Origin of the sequence: Sporosarcina cyprini (assembly GCF_022048975.1) — a bacterium.
Classification (GTDB): Bacteria; Bacillota; Bacilli; order Bacillales_A; family Planococcaceae; genus Sporosarcina; species Sporosarcina cyprini.
In genome coordinates, this window is the sequence record NZ_JAKMHX010000030.1 from 290,141 (window position 1) to 310,686 (window position 20,546).

At 46.1% G+C, this 20,546-nt stretch carries 17 protein-coding genes; 1 reads left to right on the plus strand and 16 read right to left on the minus strand.

The window, feature by feature from the left end:
- Positions 1–84 precede the first annotated feature (84 nt).
- From L7D49_RS13960 to L7D49_RS13995, 8 genes are read right to left on the minus strand one after another with little or no spacing between them, the layout of a single operon-like run.
- Entirely contained in the window at positions 85–1,407 is a 1,323-nt protein-coding gene (locus L7D49_RS13960) for a dihydrolipoamide acetyltransferase family protein (RefSeq protein WP_238081861.1), read from the minus strand.
- A gap of 21 nt (positions 1,408–1,428) precedes the next feature.
- Positions 1,429–2,412, minus strand: coding sequence for an alpha-ketoacid dehydrogenase subunit beta (locus tag L7D49_RS13965; protein WP_238081863.1), 984 nt, complete (start codon positions 2,410–2,412; stop codon positions 1,429–1,431).
- Positions 2,412–3,419 carry a thiamine pyrophosphate-dependent dehydrogenase E1 component subunit alpha gene (locus L7D49_RS13970; RefSeq protein WP_238081866.1) on the minus strand — a complete coding sequence of 336 codons (1,008 nt, stop codon included), beginning with the start codon at positions 3,417–3,419 and terminating at the stop codon, positions 2,412–2,414. Before L7D49_RS13970 ends, L7D49_RS13965 begins: the two co-directional genes overlap by 1 nt.
- A gap of 54 nt (positions 3,420–3,473) precedes the next feature.
- Positions 3,474–4,901 carry a dihydrolipoyl dehydrogenase gene (gene lpdA, locus L7D49_RS13975; protein WP_238081868.1) on the minus strand — a complete coding sequence of 476 codons (1,428 nt, stop codon included), beginning with the start codon at positions 4,899–4,901 and terminating at the stop codon, positions 3,474–3,476.
- 28 nt (positions 4,902–4,929) lie between these two features.
- A complete protein-coding gene (buk, locus tag L7D49_RS13980) occupies positions 4,930–6,012 on the minus strand; it encodes a butyrate kinase (RefSeq protein WP_238081869.1) in 1,083 nt (360 codons plus the stop codon).
- A gap of 33 nt (positions 6,013–6,045) precedes the next feature.
- On the minus strand, positions 6,046–7,140 hold the full coding sequence (bcd, locus tag L7D49_RS13985; RefSeq protein ID WP_238081871.1) for a Leu/Phe/Val dehydrogenase: 1,095 nt from the start codon (positions 7,138–7,140) through the stop codon (positions 6,046–6,048).
- 22 nt (positions 7,141–7,162) lie between these two features.
- Entirely contained in the window at positions 7,163–8,074 is a 912-nt protein-coding gene (gene yqiS, locus L7D49_RS13990; RefSeq protein ID WP_238081873.1) for a phosphate butyryltransferase, read from the minus strand.
- Between the two features lie 15 nt (positions 8,075–8,089).
- Positions 8,090–10,117: a sigma 54-interacting transcriptional regulator gene (locus L7D49_RS13995; RefSeq protein WP_238081876.1), complete on the minus strand. Its 2,028-nt coding sequence runs from the start codon at positions 10,115–10,117 to the stop codon at positions 8,090–8,092.
- Positions 10,118–10,243: 126 nt separating this feature from the next.
- On the opposite strand from L7D49_RS13995, the gene L7D49_RS14000 reads away from it, so the two are divergent.
- Complete coding sequence (locus L7D49_RS14000) at positions 10,244–10,483, plus strand: DUF2627 domain-containing protein (RefSeq protein ID WP_238081879.1); 240 nt, start codon at positions 10,244–10,246, stop codon at positions 10,481–10,483.
- Between the two features lie 73 nt (positions 10,484–10,556).
- On the opposite strand, the gene L7D49_RS14005 is transcribed toward L7D49_RS14000, so the two are convergent.
- The 8 genes from L7D49_RS14005 to dxs form a co-directional block, all read right to left on the minus strand.
- Positions 10,557–11,285 carry a glycerophosphodiester phosphodiesterase gene (locus L7D49_RS14005; RefSeq protein WP_238082767.1) on the minus strand — a complete coding sequence of 243 codons (729 nt, stop codon included), beginning with the start codon at positions 11,283–11,285 and terminating at the stop codon, positions 10,557–10,559.
- On the minus strand, positions 11,269–12,837 hold the full coding sequence (locus tag L7D49_RS14010) for a DUF342 domain-containing protein (protein WP_238081882.1): 1,569 nt from the start codon (positions 12,835–12,837) through the stop codon (positions 11,269–11,271). Before L7D49_RS14010 ends, L7D49_RS14005 begins: the two co-directional genes overlap by 17 nt.
- A gap of 198 nt (positions 12,838–13,035) precedes the next feature.
- Complete coding sequence (spo0A, locus tag L7D49_RS14015) at positions 13,036–13,827, minus strand: sporulation transcription factor Spo0A (RefSeq protein WP_238081885.1); 792 nt, start codon at positions 13,825–13,827, stop codon at positions 13,036–13,038.
- A gap of 274 nt (positions 13,828–14,101) precedes the next feature.
- A complete protein-coding gene (locus L7D49_RS14020) occupies positions 14,102–15,067 on the minus strand; it encodes a SpoIVB peptidase S55 domain-containing protein (RefSeq protein WP_238081888.1) in 966 nt (321 codons plus the stop codon).
- Positions 15,068–15,318: 251 nt separating this feature from the next.
- Positions 15,319–17,016, minus strand: a complete 1,698-nt coding sequence (gene recN / locus L7D49_RS14025; RefSeq protein WP_238081890.1) for a DNA repair protein RecN — start codon at positions 17,014–17,016, stop codon at positions 15,319–15,321.
- A 226-nt stretch (positions 17,017–17,242) separates the two neighbouring features.
- Positions 17,243–17,692 carry a transcriptional regulator AhrC/ArgR gene (gene ahrC, locus L7D49_RS14030; RefSeq protein ID WP_238081893.1) on the minus strand — a complete coding sequence of 150 codons (450 nt, stop codon included), beginning with the start codon at positions 17,690–17,692 and terminating at the stop codon, positions 17,243–17,245.
- 70 nt (positions 17,693–17,762) lie between these two features.
- Positions 17,763–18,581 (minus strand): TlyA family RNA methyltransferase, encoded by an 819-nt coding sequence (locus L7D49_RS14035; RefSeq protein WP_238081895.1) that lies wholly within the window; start codon positions 18,579–18,581, stop codon positions 17,763–17,765.
- Positions 18,578–20,479, minus strand: coding sequence for a 1-deoxy-D-xylulose-5-phosphate synthase (gene dxs, locus L7D49_RS14040; protein WP_238082769.1), 1,902 nt, complete (start codon positions 20,477–20,479; stop codon positions 18,578–18,580). Before dxs ends, L7D49_RS14035 begins: the two co-directional genes overlap by 4 nt.
- Positions 20,480–20,546: the final 67 nt, after the last annotated feature.

The window sequence follows — 20,546 nt, forward strand, 5'->3', positions numbered from 1 at the left end:
TTTACGTATTTTCCTGAATGAATTGAAAAGCTATTCGCTCATGAAAAATCCCCATGCTTACAAAACGGCATGGGGATGAAAAAATTAATAAATAGAAGTGTTTTCTTTTGTTACGTTCTCTAATATTTCCTTCACCCGCGCGAGGAATCTTCCAGCTACAAGACCATCCAGAACACGATGGTCGAGCGAGAGGCAAAGATTTACCATATCACGGACACCAATCATGCCGCCTTCCATGACGACTGGTCGTTTTACAATCGATTCCACTTGCAAGATGGCAGCCTGAGGGTAGTTGATGATCCCCATGGATTGGACAGAACCAAAAGATCCTGTATTGTTAACCGTAAAGGTTCCGCCTTGCATCTCATCGGATTTCAATTTCCCTGAACGCACTTTCGATGCCAGGTCATTGATTTCACGGCCGATTCCTTTAATCGTCAGCTCGTCTGCATGTTTGATGACTGGAACGAATAGCGCATCCTCGGTAGCGACAGCGATTGAAATATTAATATCCTTCTTCTGGACGATCTTATCGCCTGCCCACATTGCATTCATCATCGGGAATTCCTTCAGCGCTTGCGCGACTGCTTTGACAAAGAATGCAAAATACGTGAGGTTGAAGCCTTCCTTCTGTTTAAACTCCGTTTTCAGTGAATCCCGGTAGTTAACCAAGCTCGTTACATCCACCTCGATCATTGTCCATGCATGCGGTGCTTCGTGTTTGGAACGCAGCATATTGTTTGCGATGGCGCGGCGTACACCACTGACCGGTATTTCAATATCTCCAGCTCCAACGGGCACTGCTTCCTGCGTCCGTGCAGAAACAGATGGGCTTACCTGTTTTGCTGGCTCAGCAAAAACTTCAGAAGAGCTTGAGGAAGAAGAGCTCGAGGATTCAGCTGTTGCCGTAGGAATCTCGCCGCTTTCGATCAATTTCATCAAATCTTTTCGTGTGATGCGTCCTTCTTTTCCAGAACCTTCGACAAGCGTGAGGTCGATGTCATTCTCTTGTGCCAACCGCAGGACTGCAGGCGAATAGCGGCCTGCCGCCTTCCCTTTTTCACGTTTCACAGAGGCAGATGGTTTCTGTGAACCAGCCGCAGGCATCTCTTTTGATGGCTCTTCTTTAACCGTTTGTGCCTCTGCTGTTTGGGAGGCATTACCGCCCTCTACTTCTATCGTACAGACGACGACACCCACTTCGACCGTCTCACCTTCTTGAACGATGATCTCCTTAATCGTTCCTTCAAAAGACGATGGAATTTCTGCTGTCACTTTATCGGTATTCACTTCGGCGAGCGGATCATATTTGTTCACTCGATCGCCCGGCTTCACAAGCCATTTCTCTATCGTTCCCTCGGTGACACTCTCACCAAGTTTTGGCATTTCGATATTTTCAATAGCCATTTCTTTCAACCTCCTTCCGAATTAAAACTCTGCCAATTCTCTTGCAGCCTTTTCGACTTTATCCGGATTGACCATGAAGAATTTCTCCATTGTCGGCGCATATGGCATCGCAGGAATGTCAGGTCCGGCAAGACGTTTGATTGGCGCATCCAGTTCAAATAGGCAATGTTCAGCAATGATGGCCGATACTTCGCTCATGATGCTGCCTTCTAAATTATCCTCTGTGACAAGCAATACCTTGCCTGTTTTAGATGCCGCTTCAATGATCGCTTCTTTATCCAATGGATAGATCGTACGCAGATCAAGAATATGTGCAGAAATTCCGTCCTCTGCCAAACGTTCAGCCGCTTGGAGCGCGAAATGCACACATAGGCCGTATGTGATGATTGTAATATCATCACCTTCCCGTTTTACATCCGCTTTTCCGATTGGAAGGACGTATTCTTCTTCAGGCACTTCGCCTTTAATTAAACGGTAGGCTCGCTTATGTTCAAAGAAAAGCACCGGATCATCGTCACGGATAGCCGCTTTCAGCAATCCTTTCGCATCGTAAGGTGTGGAAGGGATGACAATTTTCAATCCAGGTGTACTCGCAAACATGGACTCAACCGATTGTGAATGGTAGAGCGCACCATGAATCCCACCGCCGAACGGTGCCCGGATGACGATTGGGCAAGACCAGTCATTGTTGGAACGGTATCTGATTTTCGCCGCTTCTGAGACGATTTGGTTGACCGCAGGCATAATGAAATCGGCGAATTGCATTTCGGCGATCGGCCGCATACCGTACATAGCCGCCCCGATGCCGACTCCAGCGATGGCAGATTCCGCAAGCGGAGTATCCAGCGCACGGTATTCACCGAACTGGTCATACAGCCCTGTCGTCGCTTTGAAAACGCCGCCTTTACGTCCGACGTCCTCACCAAGGACAAATACGTTTTCGTCGCGCTCCATCTCTTCTTTCATTGCTTGGGTGATTGCATCGATATAGGAAAGCACTGCCATCACTCGTCGCCCCCTTCCTCTTTGTAAACATGGCGTAACGCATATTCCGGCTCAGCATACGGGGCTTTTTCCGCATAGTCGGTTGCCTCGTTCACAATAGCTGAAATCCGCTCTTCCAGTTCTTTTTCAGATGCTTCATCTAAGATGCCAGCCTCTTTTAAGTACGCTGAGAATTTAGGAATCGGATCAAGCTTCCGCTCTTGCTCAAGTTCTTCTGCGTCGCGATATAAGCGATGATCATCATCCGAGGAGTGGGCAGTCAGGCGGTAGCAGACTGCTTCAATTAAACTTGGGCCTTCTCCAGAACGGGCACGGTCTGCTGCCTCTTTTACAACTTTAAAGACATCAAGCGGATCAGTTCCGTCTACAGTAACACCCGGCATTCCATAACCGACAGCACGATCAGAAACATTCTCACAAGCCAATTGCTTTTCAAGCGGCACAGAAATCGCATATTTGTTATTTTCAACCATAACAATGGTAGGCAATTTATGGACACCTGCAAAGTTCATTCCTTCATGGAAGTCCCCTTGGTTGGAGGAACCTTCGCCTAGCGTGACGAACGTAACAAAATCCTCTTTTTTCATTTTCGCTGCGAGCGCTACTCCCACTGCATGAGGAAGCTGCGTGGTAACAGGTGAGGAACCGGTAAGAATCCGATTTTTACGCTGGCCGAAATGACCAGGCATCTGGCGTCCGCCTGAGTTCGGGTCTTCTGCTTTTGCAAAAGCCGACAGCATAAGTTCACGAGGCGTCATGCCGAAATGAAGGACAACCCCCATATCACGGTAATACGGAGCAATCCAATCTTTCTCCTTATTCAGAGCAAATGCAGCACCAACTTGTGCGGCTTCCTGCCCTTGACACGAGATAACAAATGGAATTTTGCCTGCACGGTTCAAAAGCCACATTCTTTCATCAAGGCGACGGGCCATGACCATCGTTTCATACATTTGAAGCACGTCTTCATTCGTCAATCCAAGTTCTTCATGACGCGAATGAGCCATTTTCAATTCCCCCTTTTCAATAGGGCTTCCGCTTCTTCCGGAATACCCAGCCATTTACATATGAATCGCTTTGCCGTCTACAGCAAGTGCCGCTTCACCCATCACTTCCGATAAAGACGGATGTGGGTGGACTGTGGAAGCGACCTCCCATGGAGTTGCGTCTAATACCATGGCCAGCCCCGCTTCAGAAATTAAATCGGTAACATGAGATCCAATCATATGAATGCCCAATATATCATCGGTCTTTTGATCCGCAATGATTTTCACAAATCCATCTGCATTCCCGTTGACGAGCGCTTTTCCGATGGCTGCGAACGGGAATTTGCCGACTTTCACGTCATAGCCTTGTTCTTTCGCCTGTTTTTCCGTCAAACCGACACTAGATGCTTCCGGGCTGGAGTAAATGCAGCGAGCAATCTTAGTATAATCAAGCGGTTCGACCGTCTGCCCTGCAATATGCTCAACAGCCGCAATACCTTCATGGGAAGCGACATGAGCCAGTTGAAGACCGCCGATGACGTCGCCAATTGCATAAATATGGCTTTCTTTCGTCTGGAAGGTAGGTTTCGTTTGAATAAACCCTTTCTCCAGTTGAATCTCCGTATTTTCTAGGCCGATTCCTTCTACATTCGCCTGTCTGCCAACAGAAACAAGCATCCGCTCCGCAGTGAATTCTTTTGTTTCTCCATTCATTTCAGCTGAAATGGTAACGGAATCAGCGGTTTTCTTTAATGTGTCAGGTAGAACTTTTGCACCGACCGCAAATGTAATGCCTTTTTTCGATAGGAGTTTTTTCATCTCTTTTGAGATGTCTTCGTCTTCTGTTGGGATGATTCGGTCTGCATATTCAATGACGGTCACGTCTACTCCAAAATCATGAAGCATAGATGCCCACTCGATACCGATGACGCCTCCCCCTACGATCAGAATGGATTTTGGCAATGTTTCCATTGCGAGCGCTCCGTCGGAAGACATGATTTGTTGTTCATCCAGTTCAAGACCCGGCAATGTACGCGGCCGGGATCCTGTCGCGATGATCAAGTTTTTGAGGATCAACATCTCATTTTCCTCACCGCTGTTCATTTCCACAGAAATGGTTCCCGGCATTGGCGAGAAGATGGATGGGCCAAGCATTCTGCCTGTGCCTTCAAACACATCAATTTTCCCTTTTTTCATTAGCGACTTAACGCCGTTATGCAACTGATTGACGATTTCATCCTTACGGGCCTGCACACGTGCAAAATTCAAAGAGGTTCCACTCGTCTCCACTCCGAAATGGGAAGCTTCGTTTTTGGCCAAATGGTACACTTCCGCACTTTTCAGAAGTGCTTTACTCGGGATGCAGCCTTTATGCAGGCAAGTGCCTCCAAGTGCCCCTTTTTCCACTAGTGCTGTTTTTAGCCCCAATTGCGCTGAACGGATAGCTGCCACGTAGCCGCCCGTTCCTCCGCCAAGTATTACCACGTCATATTCCTGTGCCATTGAACATGGCCTCCTTCATCACTACCCTTCAAGAAGGATAGGTTTTTGCTTGTTCTTCCTGCATCAGGACGCGCAATGCGCCTTCAGCGAGTGCTTGCAGTTCATCTTCACCTGGGAAAACCACTACATCGGATATCCAGTCGACACGATCCGCGATAGATTGGACAAACGCTTTTCCATAAGCAAGCCCGCCCGTCAGGAGGATGGCATCCACTTTTCCGCTCAATACGGCAGCCGCACTGCCGATTTCTTTGGCGACCTGATAGGCCATTGCCTCATAGATGAGTTTTGCCCGATCGTCTCCCGCTTCGATTCGTTTCTCGACCGCTACAGCATCATTCGTCCCGAGATAACCGACGAGCCCTCCCTTGCCGACGAGATTTGCCATCAGCTCTTGCCGGTAATAAGTACCCGAGTAGCAAAGATCGATCAGATCGCCTGCTGGAACCGTCCCAGCACGCTCCGGGCTAAATGGGCCATCCCCGTGCAAGCCATTATTCACATCGACCACCTGGCCGTGTTCATGTACGCCGACCGTGATGCCGCCACCCATATGAGTGACGACCAGGCGGAGTTCATCATATTTCTTGCCAATTTGTTTTGCGTATCGACGGGCGACCGCTTTTTGATTCAACGCATGGAAAATCGATTTCCGTTCAATGAGAGCGAAGCCTGAAATCCGGGCGAGCGGCTGAAGCTCATCGACGACTACCGGATCGACAATGAAAGCTGGAACTTTCAGATCCGTCGCAATTTCGTTCGCCAAAATGCCTCCGAGATTCGAGGCATGCTGTCCGGAAACCCCTTTGCGTAAATCTTTGAGCATGGAGTCATTCACGGAGTAAGTGCCCCCTGCAATCGGTCGCAGTAAGCCTCCTCTTCCGCAAATGGCGGCAAATCCCTCAAGATGGAATCCATGCTCTTCAAGGGAGGACACGATCGCCTTTTTCCTGAAATCAAATTGATCGATAATCGAAGGATATCGAGAAAGCTCCTCTGTGGAATGGCGTATTGTACTTTCCATCACTTGTGCATCATTTTTAAATACGCCGATTTTCGTCGATGTGGATCCCGGATTGATGACCAGAATCTGAAAAATGTCTTTCGGCATTTTCAACCCTACCTTCGATATGAGAACTGTCTATTATTTTTTGCGGCTTAACACGCTTTTTTCATTTTGCAAAAATTGACTGCGAGACTTAGCGACCCGCGCAATGCGTTCTTCCGCAAGACGGTCTGCTGCTACATATGTCGGAATGCTGTCACGCTTGGAGATAGCGAAAATCTGCTCGATTGTATCGTAAATTCCCGCAACGCGTTTCAACGCACGCTCTCTATTATAACCGGCCAATTCATCTGCGACATTAATGACGCCGCCTGAGTTAATGACGTAATCCGGTGCGTACACAATGCCCATTTCATGGATAATGTCTCCGTGTTCCGGATTTTTCAATTGATTGTTCGCAGATCCTGCAATTACTTTCGCTTTCAATTGTGGAATCGTCTCATCGTTAATGACGGCACCGAGTGCACATGGAGCAAAAATATCTGCGTCTTGTGAATAAATTTCATTCGTATCAACCGCAACTGCGCCGAACGCATCTACAGCACGTTGAACAGCCTCTTTGTTAATATCAGTTACAATTAACTTTGCGCCTTCCTCATGCAAGTATTCGCAAAGTGCATACGCAACGTTTCCAACACCTTGGACCGCAACCGTTTTTCCTTCTAGGGAGTCGCTTCCAAATGCTTCTTTCGCAGCCGCTTTCATCCCTTTGTATACTCCGAAAGCTGTGACTGGAGATGGATTGCCTGAAGAACCAGCATCGGAAACGCCCGTTACATAGTCAGTTTCTAAGTGAATCAAATCCATATCCTCTTCTGTCGTTCCTACATCCTCTGCCGTGATGTAACGGCCATTCAAACCTTCGATATAACGTCCAAACGCACGGAACAATTCAGGGTTCTTATCTTTTTTCGGATCACCGATAATGACCGTTTTACCGCCACCTAGATCAAGGCCAGCAGCCGCATTTTTGTATGTCATCCCGCGAGCGAGGCGAAGCGCATCCTCAATTGCTTCTTCTTCGGATGCATATGTCCACATGCGTGTGCCACCAAGTGCCGGTCCGAGTGTTGTATCGTGGATCGCAATGATCGCTTTTAGACCAGATGCTTCGTCTTGGCAGATGACAAGTTGTTCATAATCGTATTTCTCCATATATTTGAATAGTTCCATGATAATTCCTCCAGTTATATGTTTAATGTTGTGATACAAGTATTGCTAACGCGAGTGAATACAATTTGCTTTCCATGCGATCTGATCGTGAAGTAAGCACGACAGGTGCCTTGGCCCCTTGGATCACTGCCCCCACTTTCGCATTTGCGAAGTACATGAGGGACTTATAGAGAATATTTCCAGCTTCTATACTAGGAACTAGCAGAATATCCGCGTTGCCCGCCGTCTCTCCTTCAATCCCTTTATGCTCTGCAGCTTCACGTGAAACCGCATTGTCCAATGCCAGCGGGCCGTCAATGATGCAACCATTGATCTGCCCTCTGTGATTCATGGCGACAAGCGCAGCTGCATCTAAGGTTGGCTGCATGGCTGGATTCACTGTTTCAACTGCAGCAAGGGGAGCGACAATCGGCTTGCTGATGCCGCATGCATGCGCGGCCAGAACGGCATTGCGGACAATTTGAGCCTTTTCCGTAAGATCTGGTGCGATATTCATCGCCGCATCCGTCACAAATAGAAGCCGTTCATAACCAGGAACTTCAAAAGCCGCTACGTGGGACAGGATCGTCTCCTTGCGCAAACCGTAATCTCGATTCAATACTTCCTTCAGAATGGTTGCGGTCGGTAAGTTCCCTTTCATGAGAACATCCGCTTGACCGCCGGACACCGATTGAACTGCCAGTTTTGCCGCCATTCGCTGATCTGACGCGTCTTCAATTTCAATGAAGCCATTGTCCAAAAGACGTGGATCAACTTTAGCTAGGACCGATCGGATTTCCTCCTTGTCACCGAATAAGCGGAACGATGCAAGATTCCTCTCCAATGCCATTTTGACAGCCCCAAGCACATGGCTATCTGCAGCGCTGGCGACGGAAACGACTGGCCGGGTATCCGAAGCAGCCGCTTTATCAATAAGTGAATCGAGTGACGCCATTATTATCACTCCCTATCAAATCAATTTATATTTCTCCAGCTTATAATAAAGGGAACGGAGCGATATGCCTAAACGGTTCGCAGTTAGCGATTTGTTGCCATCGTTCTCCTGCATCGCCTTTTCGAGCACAGCTCGTTCATAATCATCCATAATGGAGGCAAGTGTGCTTTTCTCGAGTGAAACTTCCTCTTCTATTTTGGCATCATTTGAGAAGAGCGATTTCCGAATGTCCTCTTCCTTAATGGCTGCTGTGCCGGGCTGCATGTAAATCATCGCCCTGCTGAGCACATTCTCTAACTCTCGCACATTGCCCGGCCAATCATATTGGGCAAGCCGATCCAGTGCTTCGGCTGTGATTAACTCTACATTCATGCCGAATTCCTGATTCAATTTGCCGAGCAGATGATTGGCCACTTCCGGAATATCGCCCTTTCTCGTCCGCAATGGCGGAATGTGGATCGATAATCGGTTCAGATGATAATATAGCTCTTCGTTAAACTTGCCATCATGCATCGCTTTTTCAAGGTTTTTCGAACTAGCAGTGACGATACGGGCATGCAGTCCATTTTGATCGGATAGATGCTGGTCCGTTCTGTTCACGATATAATCCAGCAGCCGCTTTTGTGTTTTTGGCGGCAAATCCGATATTTCATCGAGAAACAGCGTCCCTTTTCCTGTTTCCGCAAGTAGTCCAGCCCTTCCTCCTTCATCGTCCTGAGCTTCACCGAACAATTCCTTTTCGATGATGGCCGGGTCGATGATGCTGCAATTCACCCGGATAAAATTATGGCTTTTGCGATCGCTGCCCGAATGGATAGCGTGTGCAAAAAGTTCTTTGCCTGTCCCCGGTTCGCCTCTCAAGAGAACTGGGACCGAGGATTTAGCGGCGGCAACTTTAGCTTGTTCAATCGCAAGCTCAATATCCGGAGAACTTCCATTGATGTCTGAAAAGGTATATGTAGATTCAAGTTTCCTGATAATAGATCGAGCCCAATCGAGCTCACGCATAAGACTTCTCATTTCTGTTATATCATGAATGACTCCCACACTGCCCATCACATGCTGGTCGACAATAATCGGAGCCACATTGACAATGACATCCCGATTGGATTCTCCAATACGCATGTTGACTCCGCGCACAGGCTTCTTCGTCTTCAGCACTTTCATATGGATGCTTTCGCCTTCATTAATATCTACGGTGGCCGGTTTTCCGACCACTTCGTCTTCGGACAGTCCGGTAATCCTTGTATACGCAGGATTTACCAAGATGCCATTGCCTTTGTCGTCTACAACCGAAATAGCATCATCGCTCGAATGGATGATAGCTTCCAACATGGTTTTCACTTGTTTCAGATCAGTTATTTCTTCAGCCAGCTTCAAGACTTCAGAGACATCTTTAAAGACAGCGAATGCGCCGATTTTTTCCCCATCTGAAGTGAAAAGAGGGAACCTGGAGCTGACTATTTTCAACCCATTTGGCAGTTGAAGTTCCTCATTCAACTCGACTTTCCCCGAATTGAAAACCCTTACAAGTTTACTTTCAGGAATAATCTCCTCGATTGGGATGTCAATAATCCGTTCGCTCTGGACACCCAGCATTCTGCAAGCGCTTTCATTGATAAAATCAATTTTTCCTTTTGCATTAATGCCGATCATCCCTTCTTCAACGGAATCGAAGATGAGCTGCTGCTTATGAATCTCAGTTTGAACTTGTTGAATAAAATGATTTTTCTCGTTCAATAAATGAACGATTAAATTAGCCACTGAACCAGGTACAAGCATGGTTCCTGGCGGTTTGTGTTCCATTAGTTCCGCAAAAACGGCAGGGTCTCCTGTAACATCGAATACGATGTGGACGGGTTCCTTCAAAAACGCTTCCCATTGTTTCCCTGTTCGAACGCCAAGCTCCTTGGCAAGTTGTAAGCCGGGAGCATTTTCATCCTGGTCCACGATTGCGAAAACTTGCATGAAATCTAATTTGCTAATGAGATGCAATAATGCGGAGCCGCCATTCCCTGCTCCAATAATAAGAACCTTTTGCAAGGATATTCAATCTCCTTTAACAAGAATGCAATCTTTTGCAAATCCATTTTTATCATACACCATAACTCCTTTCTTGACAATAATTGATGACACGGTAAAATTAAAATCGATAAGGAGTTGTTAACAATGGCCCGTTTGGCGGCGTTTATCGTCCTTCTCATACCAGGTCTGATGGCAGCTTTTGGCATCAAACTGATGAGGGATTCTTTGTTCGGAATCTTATTCAGTCCTTTTCCGTTTATTTGGCTGCAGTTTTTGATCGGCTTTCTCTTGTTTGCTGCCGGCCTCGGCTTCTTCGCCGGGTTTCTGCTCAGACGCGACCGAAGAAAAGGACGCGTTCAAGAAAAGTTTCAGGAAAAGCGTTGACTGGTTGAAAGGTATTACATAGGCTCTTCAATTGAAATCAAAAAAGCAGTCGGATATCAATCCGACTGCTTTTTTATACGATATTCCCCTTTTGGACGGCAAACCGTTCCGGAAAATCTGTAATCCAGCCAGCAATTCGCCCATCCTCTTGCAGGGATACTTCCTTGCCTGTTACTCCATACATTCTAAGAATTTTTCCTGAGTTAGTAAGCATCTCTTGAAAAGGATGTTTCCAAAGCCTTTTATGAAAATGAAAGCTATCCACTTCAAAGTTATTCAGAAGTTCAGGCGCAAGTTGACGCTTTTTCAGCAACAAAGCCGTTTCCATCTTCGGCTCTAGCGCTTTGACCTTTTGAAGAATTCCGTAATCAAACGAGGAAAAATGTACTTGATCTAGCAAAGAAGCCATTTCCAATATACCCGGGAGTGATTCTGGGTTCTCTACAACAGTCTCCTTCAATTCAATGTTCAGTGCGAGTTGATGCAGTAAACAGAATGAAACTGTTTCCCTTAAAGTAGGGATTCGACTTCCCATGAATATCCTCCAAAACCTTTTTCCAATCCGGATCTGCTGCAGCTCATTCGAAGTCACCGAAGAAATAGACAACCGCCTTCCGGCCACTCGCTGTAAACCTGGATCATGCAGGACGACCGGCAAACCATCACTCGTGATCTGGACATCAATTTCCAGACCATCCGCACCAAGGTGAGCAGCTTCCTTAAACGCCATCATGGTGTTTTCAAAACGATGGGCGGAAGCACCGCGATGAGCGAAAACGAGGGGTCTAGACATTGAGCACATTGTCAAAGACTTCAAAGACACCTTTTGCCGTCTTTGTCAGCGTCGTCGATTTATGGCCAATCTGAATCACAACACCCGGATAGGCTTCTTTGGATACTTCAATCTTGGGCGGAATCGCATTTCTAATTTTCCTCATCCCCAGTTGGATCTCTTTATCAAGCTCCAACATTTTTTCGTGCCCCGTCTCAACCGATTGCTGCATTTTCTGCAGTGCTTCGGCTTGTTGACCAGCCAACTGGCCAGCGGTCGCTTCGAACTTTCCAGTGTGCTCCTCAAGCTTACGTGTGGTTGCCTGAATTTCTTTCAACTCTTGAGCCAAATGCTGAATTTCCTTATAAATCAAGTCCTTATCCACCCCTTTGGCATGAAGATGAGTTGTGCGTTCATGCTGATTACCAGCATATGCACACTCAATGGTATACATGGCTTCGATGTGGCCGCCGATAATTTTTCCTCGGTTCGTATCCACATGTACCCGCTCTGCTACCACTTCACACCCAAGCATATAGAGACCGACATGAACATTTGAAGCAAATATTTTGCAATTGTTTGCATGTTTCAGAAAGATATCGCCCTTCGCCTCAATGACAGACATGCCTCCACCGAAGACACCGCCTTTTATGTAAAGATCACCATCGGAAGAACATATTTCTTTTGAGTTTGTTACACCTTCCTTGCCTTCGATTGAAATATCCCCCGTTGCATTGACTGAATATCCTGCTAGAACCGTGCCAAGTATACGAACCGCACCATCGAATGTAATAGATCCTGTTTCCGGTCCGACATCTCCATTGACCACAAGCTGGGCTCCTACGCTAATAACCCCATGATGAAATTCCAACGCACCGCTATGCGAGGCGCGTAACACGATTTTATTTCCTTCCTCCACTTCAAAGATGGATTTACTATCGTATTCAAAGCGGGCATCACTGCCCCTCGGAGCTGGAATTTCGTTGCCAAGGATATCCATTCCAGGCGTCCCTTCTCGCGGGAGTATTTTTTCACCAAGCCAGTCGCCTTGATTAATATGTGTAACAAAATTCATTTCATAATAGTCCGCGGAACCGTCTTCTCGAATAACCGGTTTCCGTTCTGGACGATCCATATACGTAATTTCTGCGTCGGCTCCTTGGACAGGCTCTTTGCCGATGGCAATGTCGATGGGCGCCCCTGGTATGAATGGTATGGAATCGAGTGATACCCTTCCATATCGTATCCCGAGATCAGTTATTTTCTCTTCTACTTGACGGAGCAGTTCCTGTCGTCTGCTTTCAAATTCCTCCATTGTCACATTCAAATAGAGCTGCGCTTTCATCCGATCGGACTGGACTTCAATCTCCATCAATGGAATATAAGTGCCGATTACATGTTCTTTTCCTACTTCCGTAAGCGCTTTCTTCAGGATAGGGAATGATTGGATCTTTATTCTTGGATGTTGTTGGATGATCCGATCAAAGGATTTTATCGGGAATCCCCCTTTTTTCAAACGTAAAAAGACATTCACTTCATCCACAACATACAAGTCGAAGTATTCGTTCTCTTGCAGCAACATTCCTCACCTCCAACGTTTATAATTCATTATAATCGATTTACCCGACTATTTGGATAGTTAAAAGGATACAAAGCAATAAAAGGAAATCCCATCTGTTTTTCTATCATTCACTTCAATATTTATTACAAAAAAATAAAACCAACGAAAATGCACACTCGTCGGCTTAGAAAAAAATAATAAATATATTCATAATTGCTGTTAGCTGGCCATATGCTCGATCCGAATCTTATCTGCAATCATGGCAATGAATTCACTGTTTGTAGGTTTACTTTTTAAATGGTGTACTGTATATCCAAAGGTTTTAGAGATAACATCATAATTCCCACGGTTCCAGGCAACTTCAATTGCGTGTCGGATCGCACGTTCCACTCTTGATGGAGTTGTTTTATACTTTTCAGCGATGTCCGGATATAGTACTTTTGTAACAGACCCAAGCAAATCCACGTCCATATATACCATTTGGATTGCTTCTCGAAGGAACGCGTAACCTTTAATATGGGCAGGGACGCCAATTTCCTTAATGATGGACGTAATCGTCGTATCAAGCATTTTTTGATTAATTGGCCCTTCTTCTGAACTTGTATTTTCCTGACTCGCTTGTTTTGCAGGTTTTTGCGTGCCTGCCACTTGAAATATTTGATTCACAAGGCGATCGAGTTCAAATGGTTTTAACATGAAATAGGAGGCTCCCAAACTTGCTGCATGTGACATGACATCTTCTTGGCCAAATGCCGTTAGCATGATGACATGCATATCACTGTACTCTGCATCCGTTTTAAGCGTTTCAAGCACAGCGATGCCATCCAGATGCGGCATGATAATATCGAGTAATAATATATCCGGGACTTCCTCTTGTAACATTGATAAACAGACCTTGCCGTTGTGCGCAGTCCAAATAATTTCAAATTCAGCCTGGTTTTCAAGAAATGTTTTCATCGTCCGAACCAGTTCCTTATTGTCATCCGCAATTGCAATTTTTACTTTCTCCATTCCAATCCCCCTAAATAATGTCCATATTGATTTTATCGTCCTGTGCTTAGGAAATTTTCGACAAAAGGTTGAAGAATCCTCTCGTGAACTTAAAAATGCATCTTATGTATTATGATTTCCCTAAAATTCGACTAACTTCAACGTTTTTCCGCCAGCAAGAAAATGCTGTCATTATGTAAGGCGGCAGGAAGGAAAACGCATTTTCCTTCCTTTGCCTGTCGCCTTACAGCTTAAATGCAACCAACTGGATAGCTTAATTCGCCTCAAGCCGCGGTTACTTTTCACCATTCCTCATTGTGACAAGGAAAAGACCGGCTCCTTTTTTGGGTTCATCCACAAACATATGTGTAACGGCCCCGACAAATTTTCCATTTTGAATGACCGGGCTGCCGCTCATGCCCTGCAAAATGCCTCCTGTTTCAGCAAGCAATTTTGAATCAGTCAATATGAAATGGAACTGCTCTTCCTCGATTTTTGTGATCTTGATGGTGAATTTTCCTACTTCTGTCCCTTTGACGGTCGTATAGATCTCAGCTTCCCCTAGCTGTAGCTCAGACGGTTGCATAATTTCTAAAGGAGCGGCTAACACTTTCTTTGAGGCATCATTCCACGTTCCAAATATGCCGTAAATTCCGTTTGTCTTGATTTTTCCTAAATAATCCCCATCTTTAACGATGGAAGAAATTTTATAGCCAGGTACTCCCGGAACGCTCTTCTTTATTTGTTCGATTTCCGAAAGATAGATCGTTCCATCTTTAAAGGAAGGTGGTGATTTCAATGAGCTATCGACGATTTGATGGCCTAACGCCCCGTATGTCCCTTTTTGGGGGTCGACATACGTTAAGGTCCCTGTCCCTTCCGTACGGTCTTTCAAAAACGGGAAAAGGCGTTTGAGGGCATTTGAATCGGCATTCACTTCGCTCTCTTCGCCATGGCGGACAATGAGCAAGCGGATCTGTTCCTGTTTAACCTTCGGTAAGAAGCTTTCTACATCTTGCACTGTTTTGATTTCTTTATCGCCTAGCTGGCGGATGGAGTCGCCGGCTTTCAACCAAATTTCGTCATTGATCAGCACGTCACCCGTTATAAACACGCCGGACAAATCCATTTGGATGCCGATGGACTCTCCCATCGGAATGACTGAACCGCTATCCGCAGCAGCTTTATCATAATGGAATGGCAATAAAAATAACAGTGCGGCAAACGAAACAGTCAGCTTGAGTCGTCTATTCCATCCCATAGTTCACCTCCTCATTTAAGATACTTATGGTATGTCCGTTCGCGGGGATGTTATAAGAGGGTAATTCAAGCAAAACGACATGATTTACGCATGGCCATTGTAATTATCCATAATAGGATGAGGTAAAAGTACATACACTATCCACATGATTTAGTCATCCTTACGATTAAATGCGGCAAGGTCAACGATTTGCAGACAAAAGAAAAAACGCACATAAGAGTATGCACGTTTTCTTATCGGTTCCATCCAATTTAAGGACGGAATGCTTTTTTTCGATTGTCTGCCAAAGACAGCAATTCATCTGCATGTTGCAAGGTCAATTCAGTGATTTCCGCACCCGATAACATTCTGGACAACTCTTTTGTCCGATCCATTCCTGTAATATCAGAAATGGCGGTTATCGTACGGTCATCCTTCACTTCTTTTTTAATGAGATAATGGTGGTCCGCCATCGCAGCGACTTGCGGTAAATGCGATATGCACAGTACCTGCGAATGCGTCGCGATCATAGCGATCTTTTCAGCAATAGCTTGCGCTACCCGTCCGCTTACACCTGTATCCACTTCATCAAAAATAATCGATGTGATTCCTTGATGTTTGGAGAAGATCGTTTTCAGAGCCAGCATGATCCTGGACAATTCTCCTCCGGATGCGACTTTAACGAGCGGTTTCATCGGTTCGCCGACGTTAGTTGAGATAAAGAAAGCGACATCGTCAAAACCATTCATATCAAAAGTGCCGGGCTGTTGGGTCACCCTCACCTCAAAAGTAGCTTTTTCCATATGGAGCTCTTTCAACTGTTGCAAAATTGCGGTTTCCAACTGTTTTGCCGCATCTTGCCTGATTAAGGAAAGTTCCATAGCTTCCACTGCAAGGTCTTGGACTAGCTGCTCAAGCTTTTCCTTTCCTTTTTCCAGCCGTTCATCCCGATTTATTAATTGATCCAGTTCATCTGCAATTTTGTCTCGATACAGCAAGATCTCTTCAACAGTACTGCCATATTTACGTTTCAGCGTAAGAAGCTGCGCCAGCCGGCTTTCCACAAAATCTAAGCGGCCAGGATCAAATTCCATCTGATCGATCAAATTCTTAATATCATGAGCGGTATCCTGCAAAGTGTAGAAGCTGGTCGCTACCGATTCTGCATGTGCAGCCAGCGTCTTATCAACCGAGGCTGCGTCTTCCAAATCGCTCATGGCAGATCCTACCCAGTCCAAGGCATGCATGTCTCCGCTAATCGATTCATAAGCAGTATTCAACCGTTCAAAAAGACGGTGAAAGTGCTGTAATTTGTTCTGTTCAGCCTCTAACTCCTCTTCTTCTCCAATCACAAGACCGGCTGAATCAATCTCATTCAATTGGAAGGAATAGAGGTCAATTCGCTGGGCCACCTGCTGTTCGTTCTCTGTTGCTGCCTCCAGCTTCTTCCTCAGCTTCACATAAGCAGAATACAACTCCGAATAATTGACATGCGCCTTTTTCAACGCGTCCCCCGCAAAATGGTCTAGCAAATGGATATGGCGCTTTTCCATCATCAATTCCTGATTGTCATGCTGGCCATGAATATCAATTAACTGGGCACCGATTTCCCGGAGTATGCCGATTGTGACCAGCTTGCCGTTGACTCGGCAAGTTGATTTCCCATTGGCATTCAAATCACGGCGTAAAATGAGCATGCCCTCGTCAGATTCGATACCAGCCTCCAGCAATTTATCAAAAACAGGATGATTCGGGTCATCCATTATAAACAATCCTTCGAGCTCGGCTTTCGGTGCCCCGTGGCGAATGAACTCTTGTGAGCCTCTTCCTCCAGCAAGCAATTGAACAGCATCTATAATGATCGATTTGCCGGCCCCCGTTTCACCTGTCAATACAGTAAGGCCTTCCTCAAATGTCACCTCAAGATGATCGATGATGGCAAAATTCCGGATTGATAATTCCCGTAACACCACTTGTCCCCCCTTTTGCAGCTGTCATACAAATTACTACTGCCCCTAACAGTACTAAATGTTCGTGAAACTGAGCATTTTGCAGCTTCTCCATTCAAGCACAGCCAAACAACGTTGGCCCTATAAACAAATGCAGATCTCGTCCTTGAAGCGAAAGCTGGCAAATCCCCTTTTACCAAAAAGCGGAAAGTTTGTTTAGCCAAACAGGCAGTCCTCCCAGTTTTGTTCAGATCATGGAGAGCAATCTTTCCTTCACTTCTTGCGTTACCCTTTCGTCCCTGCAAATGATCATGCACGTATCATCGCCGCAAATGGTGCCTAGCATTTCATCCCACGATAAATTGTCTACGAGCGAACCTACAGCATGTGCATTCCCGGGCAAGGTCTTCAAGACGATGAAATAGCCAGCACTGTCGATGCTCACGAAGGCATCCGCCATCATCCGGCGGAGCTTATCTTCCGTATTGAATTTATGGACCTGCGGCAAACTGTATTTATAGCGGCCATCAGGCAAAGGCACTTTAATAAGATGCAGCTCCTTAATGTCACGCGAAACCGTCGCCTGTGTAACATCGACGCCTGCACTTTTCAGTTTATCGACCAGCTGGTCCTGCGTTTCCACTTCATTGTTCGTTATAATATCTCGAATGCGGATATGCCGTTGTCCTTTGTTCATACTCATCACTCCGATAACCATAGTAAGTACGGCTTTCTTTCATAAGACGAAAAACGCGCAAGTTTGCGCGTTACGTCAATTCATCATGTGCGGTTGCGATCAACGCCTTGAAATTTCCTTCTTCAAAATGAGTTGACGGGTGTTCTTCCGAACGCAAGTGAAAAAGGAATTCAATATTCCCTTCCCCTCCCGTTACCGGTGAATATGACATTCCGCAAAGAGAGAACCCTTCTTGCATCGCGAGATCAGCCACTTTTCTCAATACATCCAGATGGATCGTGCGGTCTTTGACAATTCCTTTTTTCCCGACGTTTTCTTTTCCAGCCTCAAATTGAGGTTTGACAAGAGCGATGACATCGCCATTGGGCTCGAGAATTTGCTTGAGAGGAGGAAAAATCAAACCAAGGGAAATAAACGACACATCAATAGTTGCGAACTGGGGACGCCCCAACTGAAACTGATCCGGGGTCGCATGCCTGAAATTGGTCCGCTCCATAACCGTTACCCGTGGATCCTGCCTGATTTTCCAAGCCAGCTGATTCGTCCCGACATCAAGGGCATAGCAATGTGCTGCACCATTTTGCAGTGCACAATCCGTGAAACCTCCCGTTGAAGAACCGATGTCCAAAAGGATTTTGCCTTCGACCGAGACATCGAATTCCTCTAAAGCTTTCTCCAGTTTCAATCCGCCACGGCTGACATATTTAAGAGCAGACCCTTTCACGATCAAAGGAGCGTCAACCGGAATTTTTTCTCCCGGTTTATCCATCCGGGTCTCGCCTGAAAAGACGAGACCTGCCATGATGGATCGCTTTGCTTTCTCACGGGTTTCCGCTAATTCGCGTTCGACTAGCAGGATATCGACCCGTTCCTTTCGTGGACCTGTCATACGATTTCCCTTTCCGTCTTCTGTTCAAGTATGAAATCTTCCATCATTCGGGCCAGATTTTCGGATGTCATGCCGATTTCCTCAAGAAGTTTATCTACGTTGCCATGTTCAATAAATTGATCTGGTATACCCATTCGTCTAATTGGTGCCGGATCCTTTAGCGTATCGTGCGCATATTCGATGACAGCGCTTCCGAACCCGCCTGCCAAGACAGCTTCTTCCAAAGTGATGATCGGTTTGCCTGCCGCGAATAAATAATCCAGCATCGCCGTATCCAGCGGTTTGATAAACCGTGCATTTACCACTTGGATATTCATGCCTTTAGCAGCCAGTTGCTCCGCCGCATCCAATGCCATTGGAATCGTTGTACCAAATGTCAGAATCGTACCATCTGTACCGACACGTAAAACCTCCCATGTACCGATTGGAATGGTTTTAAGCACATCATCCATTTGAATGCCGATTCCATTACCGCGTGGATATCTCATAGCGATTGGACCCTGATCATATTCCAAAGCAGTTTTAACCATATGCTGTCCTTCATTTTCATCTTTTGGCATCATGAGCACTAAATTCGGCATATGACGTAAAAATGCGATATCAAATACACCTTGATGCGTTTCGCCATCCGCGCCGACAAGGCCGGCCCGGTCGATGCCGATAAATACATTCAAGTTCTGTCTTGTAATATCATGCAGCATCTGGTCATACGCCCGCTGCAGGAAAGTCGAATAGATCGCGAGGAAAGGCTTCATTCCTTGTGTCGCAAGGCCAGCTGCCATCGTGGCGGCATGTTGTTCCGCTATACCTACATCAAAGAAGCGATCTGGAAATTCAGCTGCAAACCCTTCCAGTTTTGAACCGACCGGCATCGCTGGAGTAATGGCAACGACACGTTCATCTTTTCGGGCAATCTTTCTGACCGTTTCAGAAACGAGGCTGCTCCATGCAGGGCCGGCTGATACGGATTTAACAAAATCTCCCGTATCTATTTTATACGGTCCGGTGCCATGCCACGTACCGATTTTATCGTCCTCTGCTGGACGGTAGCCTTTCCCTTTCTTCGTAATTACATGAAGAAGGACAGGACCTTCCATCTTTTTCGCATATTGCAAATTCCGTTCCAAGTCATTGAAATCATGTCCATCGACAGGACCTAAATAGGTAAAGCCGAGTTCCTCGAAAAATACTCCGGAAACGAGAAGATATTTCAAGCTGTCTTTGACCCGTTCGGCAGCTGACGCGACTTTTCCACCAACGGCCGGAATCTTTTTTAAGATATATTCCAGCTCGTCCTTTACTGAATTATACTTGCCAGCGGTTCGGAGCTTCCCTAACACTGCATGAAGGGCTCCGACATTCGGTGCAATGGACATTTCATTATCGTTCAAAATGACAGTCATATTCGTCTGTGTATGGCCGATATGGTTCAATGCCTCAAGTGCCATCCCGCCAGTCAATGCGCCGTCTCCGATAATAGGAATAACAAAATTCTTCCCTTTTTGGATATCCCGAGCTGCCGCCATACCCATCGCCGCAGAAAGGGACGTCGAACTATGCCCAGTCTCCCAGACATCATGCTCGCTCTCCAGCATCTTTGGAAAACCGCTGAGCCCTTTGTACTGACGCAACGTATTAAAATCACCGGCTCTGCCGGTTAAAATTTTGTGGACATATGCCTGATGCCCTACGTCCCATATGAATTTATCTTCCGGGCTATCGAACATCTTATGAAGCGCGATTGTCAACTCGACAACGCCAAGATTTGGTCCGATATGACCACCGGTTACAGACAAATTCTCGATGAGGAATTTTCTGATCGAAGCAGCAAGCTCCGCCAATTGGTCCTTATCGAGATTTTTAACGAAAGATGGATTTTTAATCTGAGTGAGATCCATCATTATCACGCACCTTCATTAATTGATTGCCACGATTCCAACAGCGCTTTCTTCATTATACCAAGAA

Excerpts from the sequence above, each read along its gene's own strand:
- L7D49_RS13960 (WP_238081861.1), bottom strand. The coding sequence starts at position 1,407 with ATGGCTATTGAAAATATCGAAATGCCAAAACTTGGTGAGAGTGTCACC.
- L7D49_RS13965 (WP_238081863.1), bottom strand. The coding sequence starts at position 2,412 with ATGGCAGTGCTTTCCTATATCGATGCAATCACCCAAGCAATGAAAGAA.
- L7D49_RS13970 (WP_238081866.1), bottom strand. The coding sequence starts at position 3,419 with ATGGCTCATTCGCGTCATGAAGAACTTGGATTGACGAATGAAGACGTG.
- lpdA (WP_238081868.1), bottom strand. The coding sequence starts at position 4,901 with ATGGCACAGGAATATGACGTGGTAATACTTGGCGGAGGAACGGGCGGC.
- buk (WP_238081869.1), bottom strand. The coding sequence starts at position 6,012 with ATGCCGAAAGACATTTTTCAGATTCTGGTCATCAATCCGGGATCCACA.
- bcd (WP_238081871.1), bottom strand. The coding sequence starts at position 7,140 with ATGGAACTATTCAAATATATGGAGAAATACGATTATGAACAACTTGTC.
- yqiS (WP_238081873.1), bottom strand. The coding sequence starts at position 8,074 with ATGGCGTCACTCGATTCACTTATTGATAAAGCGGCTGCTTCGGATACC.
- L7D49_RS14000 (WP_238081879.1), top strand. The coding sequence starts at position 10,244 with ATGGCCCGTTTGGCGGCGTTTATCGTCCTTCTCATACCAGGTCTGATG.
- L7D49_RS14005 (WP_238082767.1), bottom strand. The coding sequence starts at position 11,285 with ATGTGCTCAATGTCTAGACCCCTCGTTTTCGCTCATCGCGGTGCTTCC.
- L7D49_RS14010 (WP_238081882.1), bottom strand. The coding sequence starts at position 12,837 with ATGTTGCTGCAAGAGAACGAATACTTCGACTTGTATGTTGTGGATGAA.
- spo0A (WP_238081885.1), bottom strand. The coding sequence starts at position 13,827 with ATGGAGAAAGTAAAAATTGCAATTGCGGATGACAATAAGGAACTGGTT.
- L7D49_RS14020 (WP_238081888.1), bottom strand. The coding sequence starts at position 15,067 with ATGGGATGGAATAGACGACTCAAGCTGACTGTTTCGTTTGCCGCACTG.
- ahrC (WP_238081893.1), bottom strand. The coding sequence starts at position 17,692 with ATGAACAAAGGACAACGGCATATCCGCATTCGAGATATTATAACGAAC.
- L7D49_RS14035 (WP_238081895.1), bottom strand. The coding sequence starts at position 18,581 with ATGACAGGTCCACGAAAGGAACGGGTCGATATCCTGCTAGTCGAACGC.
- dxs (WP_238082769.1), bottom strand. The coding sequence starts at position 20,479 with ATGGATCTCACTCAGATTAAAAATCCATCTTTCGTTAAAAATCTCGAT.